The organism is Limnohabitans sp. TS-CS-82, assembly GCF_002943475.1.
In genome coordinates, this window is the sequence record NZ_PTQX01000001.1 from 860505 (window position 1) to 876178 (window position 15674).

The following is a 15674-nucleotide window of genomic DNA, read 5'->3' on the forward strand; positions in this document are numbered from 1 at the left end:
GTGATGGAAGCGTGTTTTTATAATCCTCCCCACTTATGGCGACAAACCACACCCCCGAAGGTTCGAAAGAACACGCTGCTGCACCTGCAGCCCCCCGTTCCATGGCGAGCCGGCTTTTGCTGTGGGCCATAGGGATTGCCGCTGCTGGCATGCTGGTGGTGGGCCTTTTGGTCGCCGTCGCGCTGGCCATGGCTTACCCCCAATTGCCCGACATCTCGGACTTGGCCGATTACCGCCCCAAGCTCTCGATGCGCGTGTATTCGGTCGAGGGCACACAGATTGGCGAGTTCGGTGAAGAGCGCCGCAACCTCACCCCATTCAAAGACATCCCCAAGGTGATGAAAGACGCGGTGCTGGCCATTGAAGACGCGCGCTTTTACCAACACAACGGTGTGGACTACATCGGTCTGATGCGTGCAGCCTTGGCTAACTTGGGTCGCGCCAAGAGCCAAGGCGCTTCAACGATCACCATGCAGGTGGCACGCAATGTGTACCTGTCGTCAGAAAAAACATTCACCCGCAAGATTTATGAAATCTTGCTGACCAGCAAGCTCGAGCACATGCTCAGCAAAGACCAGATTTTTGAAATCTATTTGAACCAAATTTATTTGGGTAACCGTGCTTACGGCTTTGCCGCTGCGTCTGAAGCCTACTTTGGCAAGCCGCTGAAAAACATCAGCATCGCCGAAGCCGCTATGTTGGCGGGCTTGCCCAAAGCACCGTCGGCGTACAACCCCATCGTCAACCCCAAGCGTGCACGCGCGCGCCAGCTCTACATCATTGAGCGCATGGAAGAAAACGGCTTCATCACCAAAGAACAAGCGGTGGCAGCCAAGCAAGAAGAGTTGAAGATTCGCACGGCCATGAGCAGCCTCAACACCCACGCCGACTACGTGGCCGAAATGGCGCGCCAGCTGATGTTTGCGCAATACGGCCCCGACATCTACACCCGCGGCTTGAACGTGTACACCACCATCCGCGCCAGCGACCAACAAGCGGCCTACTTTGCGCTGCGTCGCGGCATCATGGACTTTGAACGCCGCCAACACTACCGCGGCCCTGAGCGTTTCATCAACCTGCCAGAGAAGGCGGCAGAGCTGGAAGACGCGATTGACGACGCTTTGATCGAACAAGGCGACAAGGGCGATTTGTTGGCCGCTGTGGTGCTGGAAGCGACGCCGAAGAAAGTGCGCGTGGTCCGTCAAAACAGCGAGGTGCTGGAAATCACGGGCGAAGGTTTGCAACCCGTGCAATCGGGCTTGTCTGACAAAGCTGCGCCCAACATCAAGCTGCGCCCAGGCGCGCTGGTGCGCATCACCAAGACCGCCAAAGGCGGCTGGGAAATTACCCAACTGCCGGAAGTGGAAGGCGCGTTTGTGTCGATTGACCCACGCGATGGCGCCATTCACGCACTGGTGGGTGGCTTTGACTTCAACAAGAACAAGTTCAACCACGTGACCCAAGCGTGGCGTCAGCCTGGCTCGAGTTTCAAACCGTTCATTTACTCTGCCGCACTGGAAAAAGGCTTCACGCCCATGACCGTGGTGAACGATGCACCCTTGTTCTTCGATGCCAGCGTCACAGGTGGCCAACCGTGGGAACCCAAAAACTACGATGGCACGTTTGAAGGCCCCATGACTTTGCGCAAAGGCTTGGCCAAATCGAAAAACATGATTTCGATTCGCGTGCTGCAAGCCGTGGGCGCGCAAAACGCGCAAGACTGGATTGCACAGTTTGGCTTTGACGCAGAAAAGCACCCTCCCTACTTGACCATGGCGCTGGGCGCTGGCTCGGTCACGCCCATGCAAATGGCGGCGGGCTATTCGGTGTTTGCCAACGGCGGCTACCGAGTGAACCCCTTCCTCATCACCAAGGTGACGGACCAAATGGGCAAGGTGTTGTCTGAGTTCACCCCAACACCGCCGGATGAATCGGCCCGCGCCATTGATGCACGCAACGCCTTTGTGATGACCAGCTTGCTGCAAGAAGTCACACGCTCAGGCACGGCCGCACGCGCCCAAGCCACGTTGAAGCGCAACGACATTTACGGCAAAACCGGTACCACCAACGATTCGATGGATGCGTGGTTTGCGGGCTATCACCCCACCCTCACCGCCGTGACTTGGATTGGTTACGACACCCCACGCAAATTGGGTGACCGCGAAACCGGTGGTGGTTTGAGCTTGCCCGTGTGGATCAGCTACATGCAACACGCTTTGCAAAACGTGCCCGTTTCTGAACCTACGCCCCCTTCAGGCTTGAGCCATGAAGGCGGCGACTGGGCCTATACCGAATTCAGCCGAGGCGCTGGCGTGGGCAGCCTTGGGATGGACAGCCGTTCAGGCAACAGCAGCGAACAGCTGCCAGCCAACGACGAGAAGAAAAAGATTCTCGATTTGTTCAAGAACTAAAAAAGGGGCGCTGATAGCGCCCCTTTTTTCTGTGTCGAGCGGTAACGTTAAGCGTGAAAGATAAGCGCCAAGCCAGTTTGGGTACTGGCGTCTTTGGTAAGACGTGCAAAGAACTCGCCTTGGCCTTTGGTATCCGCCCATTGCTGGCCATCAAACTTGAAGTGATACCCACCTGAGCGCGCAGCTAACCACACCTCGTGCAGGGGCTTTTGCAGGTTGATGATGATTTGGCTTTTGTTCTCGAACGTGAGGGTGATCATGCCGCCCACGCGCTGGTTGTCGATGTCGGCATCACCGTCGTCGTTGATGCGGTCACAGGCCAATTCAACGGCTTTGAGCAGAAGTTCTGCGCGGTCTAAGAATTCGAGATCGGTCATTACAATTTGTGCCATGGGTATTGAACAAAAGATTTTAGTCAGGGGCGCAAGCCTTGGTGCGGGTGTGGCCTCTGCCTTGTGTGCAGTTGCCTTGCTAACGGCTTGCGGCCAAAAAGGCAACTTGTACATGCCCAACGACCCAGAGTTCAAACAACGCGCCACATTGCCCGACATTGTGCGCCGCCAATTGCCGGGCAACACAGCTGCGACTGCGGCGACTCCAGCATCTAGCGCAGCATCAGCACCTACAACAGCACCCCGCAAAACCACAGCACCCGCTGCCCCATCCCCTGCCAACGCAGCCTCTGCGTCTGGCCGCTAATTTTTCAAGAGCCGTCTGATGACACACACCACGCTTGCCGGTGCGCCTTTTGTGGCCACACAAAACAACGATTTGTATTTGGAAGGCGTGAAGCTCGCCGACCTCGCACACGCACACGGCACACCGCTGTTTGTGTACTCCAAAGCCGCCATGCTCAGCGCCCTAGCGGCCTACCAACGCGGCTTTGCAGGCCGCAACGCCCGCATTTGTTACGCCATGAAAGCCAACTCGTCACTCGCCGTATTGCAAGTGTTTGCGCAAGCAGGCTGCGGCTTTGACATCGTGTCGGGCGGCGAGCTCGATCGCGTCATTGCTGCAGGCGGTGATGTGTCTAAAGTGATCTTCTCCGGCGTGGGCAAAACACGCGCCGAAATGCGCAAGGCTTTGGAGGCAGGCATTGCGTGCTTCAATGTCGAGAGCGAAGCCGAGTTGGAAGTGCTGAGCGAAGTTGCACAAAGCATGGGCAAACGTGCGCCCATCAGCATTCGCGTGAACCCCAACGTAGATGCCAAAACCCACCCCTACATTTCCACCGGCCTCAAAGGCAACAAATTTGGCGTGGCGCATGAACGCGCCTTGGCCACTTACCAACGCGCTGCGAGTTTGCCCGGATTGCAAGTGACAGGCATTGACTGCCACATTGGCTCGCAAATCACAGAGTCCACGCCTTATCTTGACGCGATGGATCGCGTGCTGGACCTCGTGCAAGCCATCGAAGCCGCAGGCATTGCCATTCACCACATCGACTTTGGCGGCGGCTTAGGCATCAACTACAACGGCGACACACCACCTGCTGCAGACGAACTGTGGGCGCAACTGCTGGCCAAACTCGACGCACGCGGCTACGGCCAGCGCCAGTTGATGATTGAACCCGGCCGCTCACTCGTGGGCAATGCGGGTGTGTGCTTGACTGAAGTGCTGTACTTGAAGCCAGGCGAGCAAAAAAACTTTTGCATCGTCGACGCCGCAATGAACGACCTCCCTCGACCTGCGATGTACGAAGCCTTCCACCAAATCGTGCCCGTGTCTGCCCGTACTGGTGATGCGGTGACGTATGACGTGGTGGGCCCTGTGTGCGAGAGCGGTGACTGGTTAGGCCGTGACCGTCAACTGACAGTGCAATCAGGCGACTTGCTGGCGGTGTTGTCCACCGGCGCGTATTGCGTGGCGATGTCTAGCAACTACAACACACGTGGGCGTGCGGCTGAGATTTTGGTAGACGGCACCAAGGCGCATGTGATTCGTCGTCGTGAGACGGTGGCGGACCAGATGGCCTGTGAGTCGTTGGTTCGTTAATTTTTTGCTTAGCGTGTCTCTTTGACACGCTTCTTCTCGTTTGCTGTTTTGTGGTGTCGTGTCGGCTCTTTCGCTCCGCCCCGACGATCAGCCAGCACCTGCCATGGCTCCCATCGCTGCGCGACGAATGTCGCCAAGTCAGGCGCTGACTACTCGCCGTGGCTTCGGGGTGATTCGTACGCAAGGTCAAACACTTTGGACTAACCGGTGTACTGCGTAAATGGCACCAAGGACACAAAGCGTGGGGCGTTTCGCTAAGACAAAAATCGTCAGCATGAATCAGTTCACAACCAGCATACCGATGTGGCTACGGGTGTGCGGCCCCTGACGATTTCTGGTACTCCAGCATGAGGAAGGGGCCGTACGCCCGTAGCCACATCAGCGAGCGAAACCACCCGAGCCAAACAAATGGCGCCACAAAGAAGAGTGGGCAACCCTCCAAGCAAGCAACACCAAGATCACTGAGGCGTAAACAAACACCTCAGTGAAGTTACTCTTCCCCGCCCGCATCCAAAAAAAGTGCAGCACAGCCAATACCGCTACGGCGTACACCAAACGGTGCAACCACTGCCAACGCTTGGCACCTAACCATCGAATCGCGCGATTGAACGAGGTCAATGCCAACGGCGTGAGCAACACAAAAGCACTGAACCCCACCAAGATGAACGGGCGCTTGGCGATGTCTGCGGCAATATCACCCCACTCAAACCCCATGTCGAGCCAGCTGTAACAAAGCACATGCAACACCGCGTAAAAGTAGGTGAACAAACCCAACATGCGCCGCAGCTTTGCCAACTCAGGCAAACCCAACATCACACGCAATGGCGTCACCGCTAACGTCACGCACAACAAGCGCAGCGTCCAGTCACCCGTGGCGCGTATCAAATACTCGGCAGGGTTGGCACCCAACGCATCGTTGACAGTGCCCCACACCAGCCACGCAAATGGCAAAAGACAAAGCGACCACAGCACTGGCTTGGCGCTGCGGTGTTGCAGGGCTTTTCGCAAAGCGGTCTTCACATCAATACAGTTTGCTCAGGTCCATGCCCGCATAAAGCTGGCCCACTTGGGCTTCGTAACCGTTGAACATCAAGGTCTTGCGCTTTTTGGCAAACAAACCGTCTTCGCCTATGCGACGCTCGGTGGCTTGGCTCCAGCGCGGATGGCTCACGTTCGGATTGACGTTGGAATAAAAACCATACTCTTGCGGCGCTGAGCGGCCCCATGAATTAACGGGCTGCTTCTCCACAAAGCGAATCTTCACCAAACTCTTGGCGCTTTTGAAACCATATTTCCAAGGCACCACCAAGCGCACAGGCGCGCCATTTTGATTGGGCAGCACTTCGCCGTACATGCCAAAGCTCAAGAGCGTGAGCGGGTGCATGGCCTCGTCCATGCGCAGGCCTTCGACATACGGCCAATCGAGCACCCGCGAGCGCACGCCAGGCATGGTTTTGGGGTCGGCTTGGGTGATGAACTCCACATACTTGGCGCTGCCCAAAGGCTCCACACGTTTGATGAGTTCGGCCAGCGAGTAGCCCAGCCACGGAATGACCATGGACCAACCTTCCACGCAGCGCAAGCGGTAAATGCGCTCTTCCATGGGACTGAGTTTGAGCAAGGCGTCTAGGTCGAAACGGCCCGGTTTTTTAACGAGCCCTTCGACCTCCACCGTCCACGGTTTGGTTTGCAAGGTGTGAGCGTATTTGGCGGGGTCAGATTTGTCCGTGCCGAATTCGTAAAAGTTGTTGTAGCTGCTGGCATCGGCGTAGGTGGTGATTTTTTCCATGGTGTTGGCACCACTCACGCGGCTCACAGCGCCCGTCAACGGGGCCAGCTTGCCTGGGCGTATCACCACGTCGCTGGGGGTTTGGGCCAGCGCCTCACGCGAAGCCCATGCAGCCATTGACAGCCCTGCTGCGCCTGCTGCCATTTGTTTGAGCCAATCGCGTCGCTGCGCATACACCGCTTGCGGTGTGATGTCGCTGCTCAGCGTGTGCACAAAACCAGAGTCACTGCTTTTCGAAAATTGATTGAAACGCACGAAGCCCCCTTGAATCCAAAAGTTTTTGCATTGTGAGGCATCGCCCATCGAGCCTCATGCCACGCACAGAAAGACCTTAAGACCAGAAACAAAAAAGCTGGCACAGGGCCAGCTTTTCGATGTGAGCGCTAAGGCTCTGAATTAACGCAAACCAGCGATGTAGTCAGCCACAGCCTTGATTTCACGGTCATTCAACTTGGCAGCCACACCGCTCATTTGAGCGCTGTTGCCACGGCCAACGTTTTGACCCACGCCTTTGTTGCCGTGCTCACGGAAGGAATTCAATTGCGCCATGGTGTAGTCAGCGTGCTGACCGCTCAAGCGTGGGTACTGTGATGGGATGCCAGCACCTGTTGGGCTGTGGCAACCAGCACAAGCGGCAATTTGACGGTCAGCCACGCCGCCGCGGTAAATGCGCTCACCCAAGACAACCAAGTCTTTTTCTTTGGCAAAGTTAGGCTTGGCTTCTTTCGAGGCCAACCAAGCTGAAACGTTTTTCATGTCGGCTTCAGACAAGCCAGCAGCCATGCCGCTCATGATGGCGTTCGCACGCTTGCCAGATTTGAACTCTTGCAATTGTTTGACCAAGTAATCTGGGTGCTGTTGTGCCAGCTTAGGGTAGGCAGGCGAACCGGCGTTGCCATCTGCACCGTGGCAAGACGCGCAAACAGCGGTATAGGTTGCTTCACCTTTGGCCAAATCAGCCTTGGCTGCAGGGGTTGCAGGCTCGGCGGCATTGGAAAGGGCGGGGGCTACCAAGGCGGCAGCAATCAACAAAGAGGCAATCAGCTTCATAGGTGTTCTTTGGTTAATGGGTCTCAAAGACGTCGAAAAACTGCGGTGATTCTACAATGCCTCATGAACCAGCCAGACCCACACGACACCCCCGCCCAAAATGACACGCCTGAGGTGCCTGAAATCGCGGTCCTGAATGCCGAATTTGAAGCCCAACGCGAAGCCGAACGCGCTGCTGCCAAAGCTGCATTCGAGCTCTTAAGCCCTGCCGATCAAGCCAAATACGCCATGGGCTGGCTGCACACCGCACGGTTTTTGACCACCGCGGCCCAGTTGCACCACCTGCCCACCTACGACTTGCCTGAAATTGCCTTTGTCGGCCGCTCCAATGCGGGTAAATCCACCTGCATCAACGTGCTGACCCAACAAAAACGCTTGGCCTACGCTTCCAAAACACCAGGCCGCACCCAGCACATCAACTTATTCGCCATGGGCCGCCAAGGCAAAACCGATGCCGTGCTGGCTGACTTGCCCGGCTACGGCTACGCGGCCGTGCCCAAGCAAGACAAGATTCGTTGGCAACAAGTAATGGCCAACTATTTGCTCACCCGTCCCAACCTGCGCGCAGTGGTGCTGATGTGTGACCCACGTCACGGCCTGACGGAGCTGGACGAAATTTTGTTAGATGTGATTCGCCCGCGCGTGGCAGAGGGCATGAAGTTTTTGGTGCTGCTCACCAAGGCTGACAAGCTCAACAAAACTGATGGTGCGAAGGCTCTGCAAATCACCAAGCTGCAAGCGGGTGGTGGTGAAGTTCGCTTGTTCTCGGCACTGAAGAAACAAGGTGTGGATGAAGTGGCGGCCACTTTGTACAAGTGGATGCACCCTTAATTCAACCAGGTCTTAGTAAAGTTCAGATGCGCCTGGTGGGCGTGTTTTGAAGCGCTTGTGCACCCAAAAATATTGAGCTGGCATGGTGTTGATAAACACCTCTAAGCGCTTATTCATCGTGGCCGTGTCAGCCTCGGCGTCGTCTGTGGGAAAGTCATTCCAAGCCGAATGCACCACAACCTCGTAGCCTGTATCCGTCATGCGCGTGATGACGGGCATCACTCGGGCTCGCCCCAGTTTGGCAAAGCGCGACAAAGACGGCACGGTCGCGGCTGGCTCGCCATAAAACGGCACAAAGATGGACTCACTTGGGCCAAAGTTCATGTCAGGCAGCAAGTACAGCAATTCGTTTTTTCGTAAGGCCGCGATGATGGGCTTGACGCCATCCTCGCGACGAAACAAACGCACGTTGCCAAACCGTTGACGCCCCTTGGCGACCCACGCATCCACCGCCGCATTCGACTGCGGCGTGAAGATGGTGGTGAAGTGCAAGGGTAAGTTGAGCGTGAGCGCCGTCCACCCCACATCCAAACCCATGAAATGCGGCGCAAACATCACAGTGGGCGTGGCCTCTGACAAAGTGGCCACCTCGCCCGACAACTGGACGCGTGATTGAATGCAAGCCGCACTGCGGTGCCACAGCCAACTGCGGTCCAGCCACGCTTGCGCGAAATACACAAAGGTTTGGCGGGTCAATGCATCACGTTCGGCATCGCTCAAATGTGGAAAGCAAACACGCAAATTGGTTTGCACCACACGGCGGCGCGATGGAATCACCACCATCAGCAAAGCGCCCAAGCCCTCACCTAGGGTGCGCAACCACGACAAAGGCAAATAGCCCAAGCCACGCAACACCCACAAACCCAAATTGCTGAACATGGTTTAGCCTTCTGCGCGCGGTTGTTTGTCACGCGCGTAACCCCAGAGGTATTGACCGGGTGCATCCAAAACCATACTTTCCACGCCTCGGTTGACCGCCGCTGCAGCCACCTCGGGCGATACGTTGGTGTCTTTCATTTCGGGCGCGTCAAACGGACGCATGTGCATGCAAAAACGTTGGTCTGCAGGCAAGCGTTCGCACCACGTCATGATGACCTGTGCGCCAGTTTGCTGCGCCAGCTTCGCCAACAAAGTCATGGTGTACACATCGCGACCAAAGAAAGGCGCCCACACACCTTGACCCAAGGGCGGCACTTGGTCGGGCAAGATGGCCGTGTAGCCGCCGTTGCGCAATGCGCGAATCAGCGTGCGCACACCGGCCAATGAGGTGGGTGCTGAATCTAAATAAGGGCGTGTACGTGCATTGGCCACCAAGGGCTCTAACCATGCTTTGCGCGCTGGACGAAACAAGGCAATCATGGGTCCGTGAGTGGGGCCGAATTTTTCAGCAATGGCTTGCGCCCCAATTTCCCACGCACCCAAATGTGGCGACATGATGATGACGCCCTTGCCAGCTTTCATGGCAGCTTCAAAGTATTCAGCGCCATCCCACTTCACCAAGCTGTCGAGCTTGGCGGCATGTGGGCGCATCCACACCCAAGGCAACTCGGCCACCATTGAGCCAATCGCGGCCACGGCTGGACGCGCATCACGCCATGCGACGCCAGCGGCCTTCACATTTGCTTGGAAATTACGTCGATAGCTAGGTGACACCCACCACACCAGCCAACCGAGCGCAGCACCCAAACGCTGCATCAATGGCAGTGGAATACGAGCTAGGAAATGAAACAGACGTGTGACGGCAGACATGAACTTTTTGATGACTTTGATAAATCCATTAGAATTCTGATTGTCGCCGAGTTACAGAACTACTTGCAGGGCGACAACACACCACGGTGTGAGAGTGAGGGCTAGGCCCAAACCACTGCTAAAGCGTTCGCTAGGCTCCAAGTTTTCAGGGTCGGCAACGCCGAACAACCCATTGAAAACAAGGAGCTTTTTTTATGTCTAGCAATTACCTCTTCACTTCTGAATCCGTTTCAGAAGGCCACCCAGACAAAGTGGCAGACCAAATCTCTGACGCGATTTTGGACGCCATCTTCGAGCAAGACCCGCTCTCACGCGTAGCTGCCGAAACCCTGACCAACACCGGCTTGGTTGTATTGGCTGGCGAGATCACCACCAACGCGCACGTGGATTACATCCAAGTTGCACGCGACACCATCAAACGCATCGGCTACGACAACACCGACTACGGCATCGACTACAAAGGTTGCGCCGTGATGGTTTGCTACGACAAGCAATCCAACGACATCGCCCAAGGCGTGGACCACGCGTCTGACGACCACCTCAACATCGGCGCAGGCGACCAAGGCCTGATGTTTGGCTACGCTTGTAGCGAAACACCAGAGCTAATGCCAGCCCCCATCTACTACGCACACCGTTTGGTTGAGCGCCAAGCCCAGTTGCGCAAAGATGGCCGCTTGCCTTTCTTGCGACCTGACGCCAAGAGCCAAGTGACCATGCGCTACGTGGACGGCAAGCCTCACAGCATTGACACCGTGGTGCTGTCGACCCAACACAGCCCTGACCAAAGCGAGTCCGCTACCAAGATGAAAGCCAGCTTCAATGAAGCCATCATCGAAGAGCTGATCAAGCCAGTGTTGCCCAAAGAGTGGTTGCAAGACACCAAGTTTTTGATCAACCCCACAGGCCGTTTCGTCATTGGCGGCCCACAAGGCGATTGTGGTTTGACTGGCCGCAAGATCATTGTGGACACCTACGGCGGCGCATGCCCTCACGGCGGTGGCGCGTTCTCAGGCAAAGACCCATCCAAGGTGGACCGCTCTGCCGCTTACGCTGCACGCTATGTTGCTAAAAACATCGTGGCCGCTGGTTTGGCCACTCAGTGCCAAGTGCAAGTGGCTTACGCCATCGGCGTGGCACGCCCCATGAACATCACCGTGAACACGGCCGGCACTGGCGTGATCTCTGACGACAAGTTGTCAGCACTGGTGGCTGAGCACTTTGACTTGCGCCCGAAAGGCATCATTCAAATGCTCGACTTGCTGCGCCCGATCTACACCAAGACAGCGGCTTACGGCCACTTTGGCCGTGAAGAGCCAGAGTTCACATGGGAACGGACTGACAAGGCTGCTGCTTTGAAGGCGGCTGCTGGCGTGAAGTAAACGCTTCTTTGCTTCTGTTTAAGGGCTTCTCGTTTTTGATGGGAGGCCCTTTTTGTTTGAGTCTTTGCCTTCGGCCCTCGGGGATGCGAGTTGGGGTAGGCAGACGCGGCTTACATCGCTTCGCGACGAATGGCGCCGCATCTGCCTACCCCAACCCGCATTTGGTTGTTCGGAAAACTTCAGGCGATTTGTGCTTGCAATACCGATACCGCAACTGATAAGTAATGCCTTAGCTAGAAACGTACGCACTACTTCTTTGATTGCAGGTACGTCCCACCGGAAACGATAAACAGTGCGAGCATCATTGACCGTTCGCCAAGAGAAGCTTGGGTGGCGTAGCCCAATAAGGCGCCATTCGTCGCGCAGCGATGTAAGCCGTTTGGGGTGCGCCACCCAAGCTTCGCCTAAGCCAAAAACGCACAAAACTAAGAATGAAACGACGACGAAAGCAGAATCAACTCTCAGACGACTGCTGCAACGCCCACATCTGCGCATACCGACCATTCATAGCCAATAGCTGCGCGTGAGCACCCCGTTCCACAATGCGCCCCGCATCCAACACCAAAATCTCATGTGCATCCACCACGGTCGACAAACGGTGCGCAATCACCAGCGTAGTTTTGTTCTGCGCAGCACTTTGCAACTCGGCTTGAATGGCACGCTCATTGGCACTGTCGAGTGCCGAAGTGGCCTCGTCAAAAATCACAATCGGTGGATTTTTCAGCAAGGTGCGTGCAATCGCCACGCGTTGCTTCTCACCGCCCGACAACTTCAACCCACGTTCACCCACCATCGTGTCGTAGCCCTTGGGTGTGGCGGAAATGAAGTCGTGAATGTGCGCGGCCTTTGCCGCTTGCTCCACCTCAGCCTCGGTCGCATCCGTGCGGCCATAAGCGATGTTGTAGCGCACGGTGTCGTTGAACAACACGGTGTCTTGCGGCACGATCCCCATGGCGCGGCGCACGCTGCTTTGTGTGACTTGGCGAATATCTTGGCCGTCGATGGTGATCGCGCCACTGCCCACGTCGTAAAAGCGAAACAGCAAACGCGCAAGCGTGGACTTGCCAGAGCCCGAAGGCCCAACCACCGCCACAGTTTTACCCGCAGGAATCTCGAAGCTGATGCCATGCAAGATGGGACGGGTGTATTCATAAGCAAACACCACGGATTCAAACTTCACCGTAGGCGAACCGCTCAGCTGCAAAGCAGGCGCATTAGGCGCATCGGCCACTTCGCGTTCTTTTTCAAGCAGCGTAAACATGCGGTCCAAGTCGGTCAGACTTTGTTTGATCTCGCGGTACAGCACGCCCAAAAAGTTCAATGGGATGTAGAGCTGAATCATGAAGGCGTTGATCATCACCAAGTCGCCCAAGGTCATGCGGCCATCAACCACGCCTTGCGTGGCACGCCACAGCATGCCCACCAAGGCCACGGCGATGATGAGTTGCTGGCCTGTGTTGAGCAGCGACAAAGACGTTTGCGCTTTCAAGCGCGCCAAGCGCAAGGCCTCAAGGCTTTTGTCATAGCGTGCAGCTTCAAAGGCTTCGTTGTTGAAGTACTTGACGGTTTCATAGTTGAGCAACGAGTCCACAGCTTTGACGTGCGCAGCTGAGTCAAACTCATTGGCTTGGCGACGGTACTGGGTGCGCCATTCGGTCACGCTGATCGTGAACACGATGTACAACGCCAACGCCGCCAGCGTGATGCCTGCAAACCACACATCAAACTTCACGGCCAAGATGCTGAGCACCAAGGCCACTTCAATCAGCGTAGGCACCACGCTGTAGAGCGAATACGAAATGAGTGACTCAATGCCACGTACGCCACGCTCAATGTCGCGCGTCATACCGCCCGTTTGGCGCTCTAAGTGAAAGCGCAAGCTCAGGCCATGTAAATGCTGAAATGTTTCCAACGCAATTTGTCGTGCCGCACCTTGCGTGGCTTTGGCAAATACCAACTCGCGCAACTCGGTGAACCCAGACACCGACAAACGCAGCACACCGTACACCACCAATAAGGACACGGGCACCACGATGACGGCCAGCGGGTCATTCAGCTTGAACGACATGGCGTCAATCAACTCCTTGAGCAACAAAGGCACGCTGACGTTGGCCAGCTTGGCACCCACCATGAAGCTCAAGGCGGCGACCACGCGCCACTTGTATTGCCATAAATAGGGGAAAAGGCGTTTGATGGTTTCGCTGTCGGGCCGTTGTTTAGGTGGCTGCCCAGTAGGAGTGGGCGCAGAAGAATGGGCGTGATGACGCATGTTGCACAATGCCAAAAAGTAATTCTTCGATTGTGCCTATGTCTACCTCAGTTAACCCACACGCCGTCCCCCTGCCCACCGACCAAGAACTGGTGCTCAAAGTCATCCCTATGCCAGCCGACTGCAATCAGAACGGCGACATTTTTGGTGGCTGGGTCATGGCTCAAGTCGACTTGGCGGGCGCTGTTCTACCCGCACGCTATGCGCGAGGCCGTTTTGCCACGGTGGCGGTGAATGAGTTCATCTTTAAGCACCCAGTGAAAGTAGGCGATATCTTGAGCTTTTTCTCACGCGTGGTGCGCATTGGAAACACCTCGATCAATGTGAAGGTGGAAGTGTTTGCAGAGCGTTTCAGCGCCCAAGGTGAATACATGAAGGTAACCGAAGCCACCCTCACCTATGTGGCCATCGATGAGACGGGCAAGCCCCGCGTGATTCCCAAAGACTGAGCTTAGGAAACGATGTAGGCCCCAGTGCCTGTGGACATGAGCGTGCCATCAGGCCCACGAAACTCCATGCGCGAAGTACCCACACGCGTGCCCACACGCAAAGCGTGGGCGTGGATGGTGAAGTGCTCACCAATGCCAGGGCGCAAGTAGTCAACCCGCAAATCAATCGTGCCAAGCTTGGCAAAACGCTCTAAACGCTCTGCAGGTGGTTCTTTCATGTGCTTGGCAGCCAAGCACGCCATCACTGCGGCACTGCCTATGGCATCGAGCACCGCGCTGATCACACCACCATGGATGCGGTTGTAGGCATAGTGCCCCACCAGATCGGGGCGCATGTCGATGCGGGCGACCACTTCATCGGGTGTCACGCTGACGATCTTCAAGCCGAGCAACTTGTTGAAAACAATCTTCTCTTCGTAGATGTCGCGAAAGCTGTTCAAGTATTCGGGTTCAAACATCACAGCACTGGCCACGCCCGTGTTGGCAATCGTTGACGACATCGGCGGTCTTTCGTTCAAAAAATCAAAGCTTCGAGAAATCAGGCTTGCGTTTTTCCATGAAGGCACCAAACGCTTCTTTGGCAGCAGGCTCTGTCAGCATACGACCAAAGGAAACGGCTTCTTCATTCATTTGTTTTTGCACCAATGCGGCTTGACCTGCTTTCATCAAACGCTTGGTTTCGAGCAATGACGACAAAGGCTTAGCTGCCAACTTACGGGCTTGCGCTTGCACATAGCTGTTGACCTCGGTGGGGGGCAACACGCGGTTGACCAAACCAATTTCCAAAGCGGCTTCAGCCATGAACGGCTCACCTAACAACAGCGCTTCAGCTGCGCGGTGGTAGCCCATCATTTGTGGTGCCAGCAAACTTGATGCAGCTTCGGGACACACACCCAGGTTGACAAACGGCATGGCAAACGCGGCGTTGTCGCCGGCATAAACCAAATCGCAATGGAACAACAGCGTGGTGCCGATGCCCACGGCGGGACCAGCCACAGCTGCCAAGACAGGCTTTGGAAATGCCGCGATGTTTCTCAACAAACGGAACACAGGCGCGTCTTGCGAAGACGGCGGGTTGTGCAAAAAGTCAGCAATGTCGTTGCCTGCGCAAAAGACAGCCTCATGGCCTTGGAACACCAACACGCGCACCTCGGGGTTGCGCTCGGCTTGCTCCACCGCGTCAGCCAATGCGGTGTACATCGCAGCAGTGAGTGAGTTCTTTTTATCGACGCGGTTGAACGTCAGCGTCATCACACCTGCATCGATGTGGCTCAAAATTTCGGACATAGTTTTCCTAGTTACTGGGCACGCAGCCAAACTTGGGTGCGATAAAACGGACCAATGTAGCCGCGCACTTGCAGCTTTTTGCCACCTTCTTGCGGCACCATTTTGACGGTGTATTCCTTGCCATTTTCGGGATCCAAAATTTTTCCGCCGCTGGCCCACAGATTCTCGCCTGAGGCATCAGGCTTCACGCCGCGCACGATTTCCATGCCGATGATGGTCTGGCCTTTGCGATCATCTTTGCAATCGTCGCAAGTTTTCTTTGCATTGGGATCGTTGCGCAGTGACTTGACCACGCGGCCACTGAGCGCGCCGTCTTTGTCGACGATTTGGATTTCAGCTTTGGCCTCACCCGTTTTGTCATCGATCGAATGCCAAGTGCCCACGGGCGTCATTTGGGCAAAGCTGCTGCCAGCAGCCAACAGGACCAAGCCCACGAGGGTTTTGAAAAAGTGTGTGTGTGTCATG

Annotated in this window: 16 protein-coding genes; 6 read left to right on the forward strand and 10 right to left on the reverse strand. The window is 56.0% G+C overall.

The window, feature by feature from the left end:
• The first annotated feature begins 101 nt into the window (after window positions 1-101).
• The gene (locus C5F52_RS04185; protein WP_236657730.1) at window positions 102-2411 is read left to right on the forward strand and encodes a penicillin-binding protein 1A; all 2310 of its coding nucleotides are present in this window, start codon (window positions 102-104) and stop codon (window positions 2409-2411) included.
• A 47-nt stretch (window positions 2412-2458) separates the two neighbouring features.
• Here the strand turns inward: C5F52_RS04185 and cyaY are convergent, their stop codons facing one another.
• A complete protein-coding gene (gene cyaY, locus C5F52_RS04190) occupies window positions 2459-2788 on the reverse strand; it encodes an iron donor protein CyaY (RefSeq protein WP_104797169.1) in 330 nt (109 codons plus the stop codon).
• 13 nt (window positions 2789-2801) lie between these two features.
• Between cyaY and C5F52_RS29645 the strand changes: the two genes are divergently transcribed.
• Together C5F52_RS29645 and lysA are read left to right on the forward strand one after the other, a co-directional pair.
• Window positions 2802-3110, forward strand: coding sequence for a lipoprotein (locus C5F52_RS29645; protein ID WP_146100028.1), 309 nt, complete (start codon window positions 2802-2804; stop codon window positions 3108-3110).
• Window positions 3111-3128: 18 nt separating this feature from the next.
• The gene (lysA, locus tag C5F52_RS04200; protein WP_104797030.1) at window positions 3129-4406 is read left to right on the forward strand and encodes a diaminopimelate decarboxylase; all 1278 of its coding nucleotides are present in this window, start codon (window positions 3129-3131) and stop codon (window positions 4404-4406) included.
• Between the two features lie 378 nt (window positions 4407-4784).
• On the opposite strand, the gene C5F52_RS04205 is transcribed toward lysA, so the two are convergent.
• From C5F52_RS04205 to C5F52_RS04215, 3 genes are all read right to left on the reverse strand, one after another.
• Complete coding sequence (locus C5F52_RS04205; protein ID WP_104797170.1) at window positions 4785-5414, reverse strand: sulfite oxidase heme-binding subunit YedZ; 630 nt, start codon at window positions 5412-5414, stop codon at window positions 4785-4787.
• 13 nt (window positions 5415-5427) lie between these two features.
• On the reverse strand, window positions 5428-6450 hold the full coding sequence (gene msrP, locus C5F52_RS04210; RefSeq protein ID WP_236657705.1) for a protein-methionine-sulfoxide reductase catalytic subunit MsrP: 1023 nt from the start codon (window positions 6448-6450) through the stop codon (window positions 5428-5430).
• A gap of 141 nt (window positions 6451-6591) precedes the next feature.
• On the reverse strand, window positions 6592-7245 hold the full coding sequence (locus C5F52_RS04215) for a cytochrome c (RefSeq protein WP_104797032.1): 654 nt from the start codon (window positions 7243-7245) through the stop codon (window positions 6592-6594).
• A gap of 228 nt (window positions 7246-7473) precedes the next feature.
• Here C5F52_RS04215 and yihA point away from each other — a divergent pair, with 228 nt between their 5' ends.
• Complete coding sequence (gene yihA, locus C5F52_RS04220) at window positions 7474-8076, forward strand: ribosome biogenesis GTP-binding protein YihA/YsxC (protein ID WP_104797171.1); 603 nt, start codon at window positions 7474-7476, stop codon at window positions 8074-8076.
• Window positions 8077-8088: 12 nt separating this feature from the next.
• Here yihA and C5F52_RS04225 read toward each other — a convergent pair whose 3' ends face one another.
• Complete coding sequence (locus C5F52_RS04225) at window positions 8089-8955, reverse strand: lysophospholipid acyltransferase family protein (RefSeq protein WP_104797033.1); 867 nt, start codon at window positions 8953-8955, stop codon at window positions 8089-8091.
• Between the two features lie 3 nt (window positions 8956-8958).
• Window positions 8959-9825, reverse strand: a complete 867-nt coding sequence (locus tag C5F52_RS04230) for a lysophospholipid acyltransferase family protein (RefSeq protein ID WP_104797034.1) — start codon at window positions 9823-9825, stop codon at window positions 8959-8961.
• A 194-nt stretch (window positions 9826-10019) separates the two neighbouring features.
• Between C5F52_RS04230 and metK the strand changes: the two genes are divergently transcribed.
• Complete coding sequence (metK, locus tag C5F52_RS04235; protein WP_104797035.1) at window positions 10020-11204, forward strand: methionine adenosyltransferase; 1185 nt, start codon at window positions 10020-10022, stop codon at window positions 11202-11204.
• A gap of 454 nt (window positions 11205-11658) precedes the next feature.
• Here metK and C5F52_RS04240 read toward each other — a convergent pair whose 3' ends face one another.
• Window positions 11659-13473, reverse strand: a complete 1815-nt coding sequence (locus C5F52_RS04240; protein WP_104797036.1) for an ABC transporter ATP-binding protein/permease — start codon at window positions 13471-13473, stop codon at window positions 11659-11661.
• Between the two features lie 38 nt (window positions 13474-13511).
• On the opposite strand from C5F52_RS04240, the gene C5F52_RS04245 reads away from it, so the two are divergent.
• Window positions 13512-13922: an acyl-CoA thioesterase gene (locus C5F52_RS04245; RefSeq protein WP_104797037.1), complete on the forward strand. Its 411-nt coding sequence runs from the start codon at window positions 13512-13514 to the stop codon at window positions 13920-13922.
• A gap of 2 nt (window positions 13923-13924) precedes the next feature.
• On the opposite strand, the gene C5F52_RS04250 is transcribed toward C5F52_RS04245, so the two are convergent.
• Genes C5F52_RS04250 through C5F52_RS04260 form a run of 3 tightly spaced genes read right to left on the reverse strand, consistent with a single transcriptional unit; the run spans window position 13925 to window position 15673 of the window.
• The gene (locus tag C5F52_RS04250; RefSeq protein WP_104797038.1) at window positions 13925-14422 is read right to left on the reverse strand and encodes a thioesterase family protein; all 498 of its coding nucleotides are present in this window, start codon (window positions 14420-14422) and stop codon (window positions 13925-13927) included.
• Window positions 14423-14444: 22 nt separating this feature from the next.
• A complete protein-coding gene (locus C5F52_RS04255) occupies window positions 14445-15209 on the reverse strand; it encodes an enoyl-CoA hydratase (RefSeq protein WP_104797039.1) in 765 nt (254 codons plus the stop codon).
• Between the two features lie 11 nt (window positions 15210-15220).
• Entirely contained in the window at window positions 15221-15673 is a 453-nt protein-coding gene (locus C5F52_RS04260) for a DUF2147 domain-containing protein (RefSeq protein WP_104797040.1), read from the reverse strand.
• Between the last annotated feature and the right edge of the window lies 1 nt (window position 15674).